7 protein-coding genes are annotated in these 10,291 nt (G+C 72.4%); all 7 read left to right on the plus strand.

Annotated features, from left to right (window positions below):
• On the plus strand, nucleotides 1-667 hold a 667-nt coding region (gene tagH, locus MET9862_RS26650), incomplete at its 5' end, for a type VI secretion system-associated FHA domain protein TagH (protein WP_306438918.1).
• A gap of 450 nt (nucleotides 668-1,117) precedes the next feature.
• The gene (tssK, locus tag MET9862_RS26655; protein WP_142585959.1) at nucleotides 1,118-2,455 is read left to right on the plus strand and encodes a type VI secretion system baseplate subunit TssK; all 1,338 of its coding nucleotides are present in this window, start codon (nucleotides 1,118-1,120) and stop codon (nucleotides 2,453-2,455) included.
• A gap of 64 nt (nucleotides 2,456-2,519) precedes the next feature.
• Nucleotides 2,520-3,986 (plus strand): type VI secretion system protein TssL, long form, encoded by a 1,467-nt coding sequence (tssL, locus tag MET9862_RS26660; protein WP_142585960.1) that lies wholly within the window; start codon nucleotides 2,520-2,522, stop codon nucleotides 3,984-3,986.
• Nucleotides 3,987-4,211: 225 nt separating this feature from the next.
• Nucleotides 4,212-7,835 (plus strand): type VI secretion system membrane subunit TssM, encoded by a 3,624-nt coding sequence (gene tssM, locus MET9862_RS26665; protein ID WP_142585961.1) that lies wholly within the window; start codon nucleotides 4,212-4,214, stop codon nucleotides 7,833-7,835.
• Nucleotide 7,836: 1 nt separating this feature from the next.
• Nucleotides 7,837-8,526, plus strand: a complete 690-nt coding sequence (gene tagF / locus MET9862_RS26670) for a type VI secretion system-associated protein TagF (protein WP_142585962.1) — start codon at nucleotides 7,837-7,839, stop codon at nucleotides 8,524-8,526.
• Nucleotides 8,510-9,358, plus strand: a complete 849-nt coding sequence (locus tag MET9862_RS26675; RefSeq protein ID WP_142585963.1) for a PP2C family protein-serine/threonine phosphatase — start codon at nucleotides 8,510-8,512, stop codon at nucleotides 9,356-9,358. The genes tagF and MET9862_RS26675 overlap by 17 nt, the downstream gene beginning before the upstream one ends.
• Nucleotides 9,358-10,291, plus strand: a 934-nt coding sequence (locus MET9862_RS26680) for a serine/threonine-protein kinase (RefSeq protein WP_142585964.1), incomplete at its 3' end; no start/stop codon positions are given. The genes MET9862_RS26675 and MET9862_RS26680, both read left to right, overlap by 1 nt.

Genomic DNA, 10,291 nt, shown 5'->3' on the forward strand with positions numbered 1-10,291 from the left:
GCCCGCGCGGCCGCCCGAGAGCACGCCAGGGGAGCGCGCGCCGCGGGACTCCGCGCCGCGGGGGGCGGAGGCGCCGGCGCGCGCGCCCCTGGACGGCGACGAATTCGTCCGGCGCTTCGCGGCGGGCCTCGGGATCCCGCCGGAGATCCTCGGCTGGCAGGATCCGGGGGACCTCGCCGAGGAGGCGGGCAGGCTGCTGCGCCTGAGCGCGGACAACGTGAAGCAGTTGCTCGCTGCCCGCACCGAGTCGAAGCGCGTCGCCAAGGCCGCGAGCCAGACCACCATCCAGGCGCTCGACAACAACCCGCTGAAGTTCTCGCCGACCGTCGACGATGCCCTGCGCATCATGCTGGGGCGCCCGTCGAGCGGGTTCCTGGAGGCGCGGCGGGCGTTGGAATCGAGCTTCCGGGACCTGAAGACGCATCAGGTCAAGACCTACGGCGCCATGCAGAACGCCCTGCGCCTGCTGATGGAGGATCTCAGCCCGGAGGGGATCGAGGCCTCCGACGAGAAGGACCGCGGCCTCGGCGGCCTGCTCGGCTCGCGCAAGGCGCGGCTGTGGGACATCTACACGGCGCGCTGGGACACCCTGGCCTCGCCGCACGACGACGGCATGGTCGACGCGTTCATGATGTTCTTCTCCGATTGCTACGACAAAAGCCGGTGACGCGCGCCGCCCGCGCATCCGCCGGGCCGCGATCCCCTGCGGTGCCCTATAGTGTCTTCACCCAAGGGCTCTGCAGTCGATCGCGGCGCCGGGAGAGCAGATATCTGCCGCATAGGGCGATCAAGTCCGAAAGAGTCCGCACATTTTCGGTCGATCGCGATCGAAAGATGCCCGTTTTCAGACGATCACCTGTGTGCCGCCTGTGATTCGATTGAAGAGCTGCGTGGCCTGCACAGTTCCGGGATGGCCGGCCACCGGCCGGGTTATCTATAGTCGGTGACGTTTCCGGGATTTAGCCTGTGCCCTGGCTGGCGAGCATTGGCCCTGTCCGAAAAAGCCGGTATGCCTTCATCTGCGGGACGGGATGCGACGGGTGGGCCCGGAGCCCTCTCGCGCGAGACCTTGAGCGTCGCGCGTCGGCGCCTCTTCGCATCGGGAGAGCGGGCAGCGATGTCATGGCGTAGCAAGGTGGTCTGGACCGAGGGGCTGTTCCTTCGGCCGCATCATCTTCAGCAGAGCGACCGCTACGTCGAGGGGCTGGTCGAGAGCCGGACGCGCCACGTCACCCCCTATCCGTGGGGCTTCTCGACCCTCGAGATCGACCGCGACCTCGCCCAGCAGAGCAAGTTCGCCCTGCGCCGCGCCACCGGCATCATGCCGGACGGCACGCCCTTCGACATCCCGGCGGAATCGCCGCCGCCGCCGCCGATCGAGGTGCCGGAGAGCGCCGGCAAGTACGTGGTCTGGCTCACCCTGCCGATCGGGGCGCCCAACACCCGCGAGGTCGAGGGGGCCGAGGCCGAGAGCGCGAGCCGCTTCGTGCCGGCCAACGTGCGCCTGATCGACACCACCTCGGCCCTGCGCATCGAGGAGGAGATCGAGGTGGCCCAGCCCCGCCTCGCCTACGAGCTGCGCAAGACGGCCAAGCCCGGCTATGTCGGCTTGGCCGTCGCCCGCATCGTCGAGGTGCGCGACCGCGCCATCGTCTTCGACGAGACCTTCGCGCCGCCGGTCCTCACCAGCGCGAGCCACCCGGTGGTGCATGGCTGGGTCGAGCGGGTCATCGGCTGGGTCGAGAACAAGCTGGAGGAGCTGGCCCGCTACGCCGCCGACCCGACCGCGGGCGGCGGCCTGCAGAGCGCGGACTACTTCATCCTGCAGGTGCTCAACCGGCACATCCCGGTGCTCCAGCATTTCGAGCAGTCGCGCTACGTCCATCCCGAGCGCGTCTTCGAGGAGCTCCTGCGGCTGGCCGGCGAGCTCGCCACCTTCACCACCGCCGAGCGGCGCGCCCGCACCTATCCGCCCTACGATCACGATGACCTGGAGAGGGTGTTCGCCCCGCTCCTGCGCGACATCCAGGACTTCCTCTCGGCGCAGCTCGGGCGCCGCGCCATCCGCCTGGAGATCATCGAGCGCGCGCCCAACGCCTTCGTCTCGATGATCCGCGACCGCAACCTGTTCCGCAACGCGAGCCTGGTGCTCGAGGTCGCGGCGCGCCGGCCTCTGACCGAGATCCAGGCGCAGTTCCCGCACCTGTTCAAGGTCGGCCCCAACACGAAGATGAACGAGATCGTGCACGCCCACCTGCCGGGCGTGCCCCTCGTCCACCTGCCGACCCCGCCGCCGCAGATCCGGGCCATCACCGACCACGTCTACTTCCTGCTCGACCGGCAATCGCCGCTCTGGCCCGAATTCTCGGTGGCCAGTTCGGTCGGGATGCACTTCTCGGGGGACTGGCCGCAGCTCGAGCTGGAGCTGTGGGCGGTGATGGAGGGCCGGCGGTGAACGCGCCGCGCCGCGGCCTGCCCGGCTCCGGCTCCGACGACGCGCGCGTCGGGGGAGGGCCGCCGTGAACGACCCCTTCGGCCGCAGCGACCGGACGATCATCCTGCCCGATCCCGGCGGGCGCCGCCGGCCGGCCGAGACGCCCCCGGCGCCGCCGCAGGCGCCGTTCCAGCCGCCGGCCCCGCAGCCGTTCCAGCCCGTTCCCTATCCACAGCGCCCGGCCCCGCCCTTCGCCCAGCCTCCCGCCGACGGGCAGGACGACTGGGCGACGTCCGACCTCTCGGCGCGCCGCCCCCCGCCGGAGCCGGCCGAGCGCCAGCGCGCCCTGGTGATGAAGCGCGACGTGGTGGTGGCGCCCAACACCAACCCGTTCCTGCGCGCCGCCGCGCCGCTTCTGCTCCTGCTCGGGCGGCTGCGCGTGCAGCTTGCCACCGCCTCGTTCTCGAACCTGATGGAGCAGGTCGCCGCCAGCATCGAGGATTTCGAGAAGGAGACGCGCGGGGGCGGCGCCTCGGCCGAGCAGGTGCGGGCGGCCAAGTACATCGTCTGCGCCACCGCCGACGACATCGTGCAGAACATCCCCACCGACGAGCGCCACGTCTGGGCCCAGTACAGCATGCTGAGCCGCTTCTTCGGCGAGCGGGTCGGCGGCGTGCGCTTCTTCGAGGAGCTGGAGAAGGCCAAGCTCGACCCGAGCGGCAACTACCACCTCCTGGAGCTGATCCATGCCTGCCTCGGCGTCGGCTTCCAGGGCATGCACCGCGCGAGCGGCGGCGGGGCGGCGGCCCTCCAGCAGATCCAGCGCAGCCTCTACGAGCTCCTGCGCCGTACCCGGGCCCAGAGCCGCGAGCTCTCGCCGCGCTGGCAGGGCCAGGCGATCGCCCCGGAGGCGATGCGCTTCCAGGTCCCCCTCTGGGCCTCGGCCGCGGTGGTCGGCGCGGTGCTGCTCGGCCTGTTCCTGCTCCTGCGCACGCTCCTCACCGGCAATGCCGAGGCGACGGCGACGGAGCTGGCCCAGCTCCACCCGACCAGCGAGATCGGCATCCAGCGCCGGGTCTATGCCCCGCCGCCGCCGCCCCCGCCGCCGCCGCCCGAGAGCCAGGCCGGCCGCTTCCAGGACGCGCTGAAGGCGGAGATCAGCGACGGCTCGGTGGTGGTGATCGAGGCCGGCAACCAGGTCGTGCTGCGCCTCGCCGCAGCCCTGTTCCCGCCGGCCGATGCCCGCGTGAAGCCCGCCTTCACCGGCCTGCTGCAGCGCCTCGCCGCCCAGGTGGAGAAGCAGGCGGGGCCGATCAAGGTGGTCGGCCACACCGACGCGATTCCGATCAAGACGGTGCGCTTTCCCTCGAACTTCGTGCTGTCCGAGGCACGGGCGAAGGCGGTCGCCGACATTCTCAAGGCCGGCCTGTCGAAGCCCGACCGCGTCGCCATCGAAGGCAAGGGCGCCGACGTGCCGATCGCCAGCAACAAGACGCCGGAGGGCCGTGCCCGCAACCGGCGCGTCGACATCGTCGTTCCGCGGGAACGCTGAGACCGGATCCGCTCGGCCGAAGCGGATCCGGTCTCAGGCCAAGCCCGTGCGGCGTTTGAGCAAAGCCCGGATCCGCCATTCCGAAGGGGTCGGCCGGATCTGGAAGGAGGAGGCCGTGATGCGGGGCGTGGCGGGGGAGAGGCGCCGGAGGATGCGCAGAGGGACGCGCAGGGGTCGCGCCCGGGGCGCCGCCGCCGGGCCCGGACGCTTCGGGGTTTCGGGGTCATGACGCTCCAGGCCTGGCTGCGCCGCACGGCGCTCGTTCTCGGCGGGATCTGCCTGTCGGTCCTGATCTGGTGGGCGGGCCCGCTCCTGGCGGTGGCCGATGTCCGGCCGCTGGAGGCGGCGTGGCTGCGCGCGACGCTCTGCGCCCTCGTGCTCCTCGCCGTCCTCGGCGCGGTGGCCTGGGACCTGTACAAGCGCCGGAAGGCGACGCGGGAGCTCCAGACCGAGATCGCCGGCAGCGAGGCCGAGGCGGGCGACGGGGAGACGCTCAAGGAGCGGATGGCCGACGCGCTCGCGACCCTGAAGAAGGCGCGCGGCGGCAAGGGCAGCACCCTCTACGACCTGCCCTGGTACATCATCATCGGCCCGCCGGGCGCGGGCAAGACCACCGCCCTCGTGCGCTCCGGCCTGAAGTTCCCGCTGGCCAAGGGCCGGACCCCGGAGGCCGTGGCCGGCCTCGGCGGCACCCGCTACTGCGACTGGTGGTTCACCGAGGACGCCGTGCTGATCGACACGGCCGGCCGCTACACCACGCAGGATTCCTCGCCCAAGGGCGACCGGGCGAGCTGGCTCGCCTTCCTCGACCTGCTGCACCGGACCCGGCCGCGCCAGCCGATCAACGGCGTGCTCGTGGCGATCAGCCTGGAGGACCTGCTCACCGGCGGCGAGGAGGGCATCGAGGCCCATGCCTCCGCGGTGCGCAGCCGCCTCGTGGAGCTGCACGAGCACCTGAAGGTCGACTTCCCCGTCTACGTGGTCTTCACCAAGGCCGACCTCATCGCCGGCTTCACCGAGTTCTTCGGGCAGCTCTCCGAGGCCGAGCGGCAGATGGTCTGGGGCCATACCTTCCAGACCACGGAGAAGACCCGCAACATGGTCGGCGAGGTACCGGCCGAGTTCGACGCACTGGTCGAGCGGCTCAACGAATGGATGCCGGACCGGCTGCAGGACGAGGTGGCGCCGACCGCCCGCGTCGTGCTGTTCGGTTTCCCGAGCCAGGTGGCGGCGATCCGCGGGCGGGTGGTCGACTTCCTCGGCCGGGTGTTCGAGCCGAGCCGCTTCCACGTGAACGCGACGCTGCGCGGCTTCTACTTCACCTCCGGCACCCAGGAAGGCACGCCGATCGACCAGCTCATCGGCGCGCTCTCGCGCAGCTTCGGCGCGCAGGATGTCGCGGCCTCGGCCTATTCTGGCCGGGGCAAGAGCTACTTCCTCACCGACCTCCTGCGGACGGTGGTGATCGGCGAGGCGGGCTGGGTCTCGACGAACCGCGCGGCCATGCGGCGCTCGAACCTCCTGCGGCTCGCCGCCTATTCCGGGCTGGCGCTCGCCGCGGCGATCCTCGTCGGGCTGTGGTGGACGAGCTTCCTGCGCAACGGCCAGCTCGTCGCGCTCACCAACGGCCTCACCGGCAAGTACCGCGCGGACGCCGCCGAGATCCTGCGTGAGCCGGTGGTCGCCGACCGCAACTTCTCGAAGGTGCTGCCGCTCCTCAACGCGCTGCGCTACCTGCCGACCGGCTACGCGACCCGCGACGAGGGCGAGCCGATCCTCGCGACCTTCGGCCTGAGCCAGCGGCCGCGCCTGCGCTCGGCCGCCGAGACGAGCTACCGGGCGGGCTTGGAACGCCTGTTCCGGCCGCGCCTGATCTTTCGCCTGGAGGAGCAACTCGAGGCCAACCGCGCCAATCCCGGCTTCGTCTACGAGGCCCTGAAGGTCTACCTGATGCTCGGCGGCCGGACCGAGGCGCCCCTCGACCGCAACCTCGTCGTCGGGTGGTTCCGCCGGGACTGGGCCGAGAACCTCTATCCGGGTGCCGGCTTCGCCCGCGGGCGCCAGCTCCTCGAGGACCACCTCCAGGCGATGCTGGAACTCGACGACGGCAGCCCACCCCTGGTCTCGGTGAACCAGGCCCTCGTCGAGGATTGCCAGCGCACGCTGGCCCGGCTCAGCATCGCCGAGCGCACCTACGAGCTGCTGAAATCCGAGGCCCGGCCCGCCACCGCCCGCGACTGGACGGTGCCGAAGGCCGCCGGGCCCGATGCCGGCCTCGTCTTCGAGGCGGCGGGCGGGGCCGACCTCGACAGCGTGCGGGTGCCGTTCTTCTTCACCTATGACGGGTTCCTCGACGCCTTCATCGACCGCTTCGGCGACGCCGCCGACATCGCCGAGCGCGACCGCTGGGTGCTCGGCGCCGCGGGCGAGCAGCAGGCCTACCGCGCGCAGTACGGCTCCCTGTTCGCCGACCTGCTCAAGCTCTACGCCCGCGAGTTCCAGCAGAGCTGGACCGGCGCGCTCCGCAAGCTGAAGCTGCGCCCGCTCGCCGCCGACAAGCCGCGCTACCTCGCCCTCCAGGCGATCGCGGCGCCGACCTCGCCGCTCCGGCAGATCATCGAATCGATCCGCGACGAGACGCGGCTCACCCGCGAGCGGCCGGCGAGCGCCACGGACCAGGCCAAGAAGGCGGCGCTCGGCGCGGCGGTGAAATCCGCGGAGCAGCGCATCGGCGCGGCGATGCCCGCCGGCACCGGGGACGCGGCCGTGGCGCTCGGCCGCGCCACGGCCGGCAACGCGATCTCCGCCACCGGCATGGCCCCGGTCGACCGCTTCTCCGGGGCGGCGCAGGCGCCGGGCGCCAATATCGAGGCGGCCTTCCGCCCGTTCCACGTGCTCACCGAGGGCGATGCCGGGCGGCGCACCACCGACGCGCTGATCGCGATCCTCAACGAGATCAAGAACGCGGCGCTGGAGGCGACGAACCCGAACCAGGCGGCCGCGGCCAACAACACCCTGGTGACCCAGACCGCGGCCCTGCGGGCGCTCGCCGCCCGCTTCCCCGCCCCGTTCGAGCCGATGATCCGCCAGATCGCCGCCGAGTTCGAGGGCAGCGCCACCGGCGCCGCCCTCTCGCAGATCGGCAAGGCGCTGGCCGACGAGGTGATCCGCGATTGCCAGCAGATCGCGATGAACCGCTACCCCTTCACCCGCAGCAGCGACCGCGAGGTGCCGCTCGCCGACTTCGCCAAGCTGTTCGGCCCGAACGGCAGCTTCGACCGCTTCTTCACCCAGAACCTCGCGGCCCGGGCCGACCGCTCGCGCCCGCAATGGGTGTGGCGGGTGGACGATCAGGTCGCACGCGGCTTCTCGGTGGCGACGCTCCGCGAGTTCCAGCGCGCCGCCGAGATCCGCGAGGCCTTCTTCTCGACGGGCGGCACCATGCCCGCGGTCACCTTCTCCGTCACGCCGCTCACCCAGACGGGCGATGCGGGCCAGGCCAAGCTCGACGTGAACGGCAGCGTCGTCGCCATGCAGGGGGGCGTCGCCACGCCCACCGCCGTGCAATGGCCGGGCCCCGCCGTGCCGGGCCGGACCGTGCTGCAGATCGAGGGCGCGCCGAGCTTCTTCGGCACGTCGAGCGGGCCCGCCACAATCCTTGAGAAGACCGGGGCGTGGTCGCTGTTCCGCCTGCTGGATACGGGCTCGGTGCTGAAGCAGGGCGACGCCGTCATCGCGACGCTGAATGCGGGCTCGCGCCAGATCTCCTACCGGTTCGGCGTGAACACCCTGCAGAACCCCCTCGCGCTGCCCGCCCTCCGCGAGTTCCGCTGTCCCACGGGGATCTGACATGCCCTGCGGCCTCTACGGCAAGCTCCCGGCCAGGCGCGACTTCATCGCCCTCGCCGTGCCGCGCGCCGTCCTCAATGCCTGGGAGCCCTGGATCCAGGGCGGCCTCTCGGCGAGCCGCCAGCAACTCGGCGAGGGCTGGACCGAGGCCTATCTGCGCGCGCCGATCTGGCGCTTCTGGCTCGGGGCCGGCCTCGCGGGCGAGCCGGTGCTCGGCGCCTTCATGCCCTCGGCGGACGGGATCGGCCGCTACTTCCCGCTGACGCTTCTCTGCCGCGGGGAGGGCGCCGAGAGCCTGCCGCCGCCCGAGCTCGAACCCTTCGAGGGCTGGTTCGGCCAGGCGGAGGCCTTCCTCCTCTCCACCCTCTCGGACGGCGCCGCCTTCGAGGCGGTCACGGCCGGCCTCGCGGCCCTGCCCGACGCGATGCCCTCGGGCCTGCCCGCGCCGACAGCCGGGACGCGCCGCCTGCGCGGGGGCGCACTGATCGCGCCGGCCGAGGGCAGCGATTTCGCCGGTGCCCTGAACCGGCTGCGCCCGCTGGCCCATGCGGGCCTGCATGCGGGCATGAGCTACTGGTGGACCGTCGGCGGCGCCGGATTTCCGGCCCTCGCGCTCACCGTCCGGGGTCTGCCCGACCCCTACCTCTTCGCGGGTTTCCTGACGGGGCAGTTCGATGCGGTCGCCATCTGATCACGTCCCCTCCGCCGGGACCCTGCCGGTCGACCTGCTGCGGATCGAGTGCGGCAGCGTCACGCATCCCGGCAAGGTGCGCACGGAGAACGAGGATTCCTGCCTCGTCGCGCCCGAGATCGGGGTCTTCGCCGTGGCCGACGGCATGGGCGGGCACGAGGACGGGGCGCTGGCCAGCAGCACCGTCGTCGGGGCGCTCGCCACGATCGGCGCCGCCGTCTCGGCCGCGGACCTGATGGCGCGGTTCGAGGACCGGATCCTGCGCGCCAACGCCGCGCTGCGCAGCGTGGGCCAGTCCCGCGGCTGCGTGGTCGGCTCGACCGCGGCGGTGCTGCTGGTCTTCGGGCGGGACTTCGCCTGCCTGTGGTCCGGCGACAGCCGCGTCTACCGCATCCGCGACGCGGCGATCGAGCAGCTCACCCGCGACCACACCGAGGGGCGCGACCTGTTCGAGCGGGGCATCCTCACGGCGGCGGAGATGGCGGCCTGGCCGCGCCGGCACGTTCTGACCCGGGCGGTCGGGGTGCGCGACCGCCCGGAGATGGACCTGGAGCAGGGCCAGGTGAGGGCCGGGGACATCTTCGTGCTCTGCTCGGACGGGCTCACCGGCCATGTGGCGGATCGCGACATCCTGCTGGCCGCGGGCTCCGCGGCGCCGCAAGGGGCCTGCGAGGCGCTCGTCGACCTCACCCTGGAGCGGGGCGCCTCCGACAACGTCACCGTCGTCGTCATCCGCTGCTGCGACCAGGGCGAGCCGGCGGGACGCCCGGCCGCCGTCAGCCCGGCGACCGTGATGCTGCCCGTCCGTCCCGCGGACGGGGGAGACGCCTGATGGAGGCCGACCGCACGGTCGTGGATCTGCGCGCCGGCGGCCGGGTCGGCCCCGGCACGCGGCTCAACGACCTCTACGAGATCGACGCGCTGGTCGCCGTCGGCGGCATGGGCGAGGTGTTCCGCGGGCACGCGATCGAGACCGGCGACCCGGTGGCGATCAAGGTCATGCGCGCGGAATTCGCCGAGAACGCCCAGGCGCTGGCCCTCTTCCGCAAGGAGGCGTCGGCGCTCCACAACCTCCATCACGGGGCGGTGGTGCGCTACTACGTGTTCTCGGTCGACCGCCATCTCGGCCTGCCCTACCTCGCGATGGAGTACGTCGTCGGCGAATCCCTCGCCGACAGGCTCCGGCGCGGGCCGCTCGACTACGAGGCCGTCGAGATCCTGCGGCGGCGCCTCGCCGGCGGCCTCGCGGCGGCGCACGAGGCGGGGATCGTCCACCGGGACGTCACGCCCGACAACATCATCCTGCCGGCGGCCGACCCGGCGCGGGCCAAGATCATCGATTTCGGGATCGCGCGGCTCGCCGCGACGCAGACGGTGATCGGCGACGGCTTCGCGGGCAAATACGCCTATGCCTCGCCGGAGCAGCTCGGCCTGCAGGGCGGCGAAATCACCCCGCGCTCCGACATCTACAGCCTCGGCCTGGTCCTGGCGCAGGCGAGCCTCGGGCGCGCCCTCGACATGGGCGACCACCCCACCGCCTTCATCGCCAAGCGCTCCGCCGTTCCCGACCTCACCGGCATCGACGCCCGGCTCGTCCCGCTGCTCGAATCCATGCTGCGGCCCGACCCGCGCATGCGCCCGGCGAGCATGGCCGAGATCGAGGCCTGGCAGGGGCCGGCGACCCGGCTCGCACCGCGTCCGGCCGGGCAGGCGGGCGCGGGCCGCGGCCGCAAGGGCATGGCGAAGGGGCTCGCGATCGGCGGCG

Source organism: Methylobacterium symbioticum (assembly GCF_902141845.1).
Lineage (GTDB): Bacteria > Pseudomonadota > Alphaproteobacteria > Rhizobiales > Beijerinckiaceae > Methylobacterium > Methylobacterium symbioticum.

What these genes read in the sequence shown, in the direction of transcription:
- tssK (WP_142585959.1), top strand. Translation starts at nt 1,118, where the DNA reads ATGTCATGGCGTAGCAAGGTGGTCTGGACCGAGGGGCTGTTCCTTCGG.
- tssM (WP_142585961.1), top strand. Translation starts at nt 4,212, where the DNA reads ATGACGCTCCAGGCCTGGCTGCGCCGCACGGCGCTCGTTCTCGGCGGG.
- tagF (WP_142585962.1), top strand. Translation starts at nt 7,837, where the DNA reads ATGCCCTGCGGCCTCTACGGCAAGCTCCCGGCCAGGCGCGACTTCATC.
- MET9862_RS26675 (WP_142585963.1), top strand. Translation starts at nt 8,510, where the DNA reads ATGCGGTCGCCATCTGATCACGTCCCCTCCGCCGGGACCCTGCCGGTC.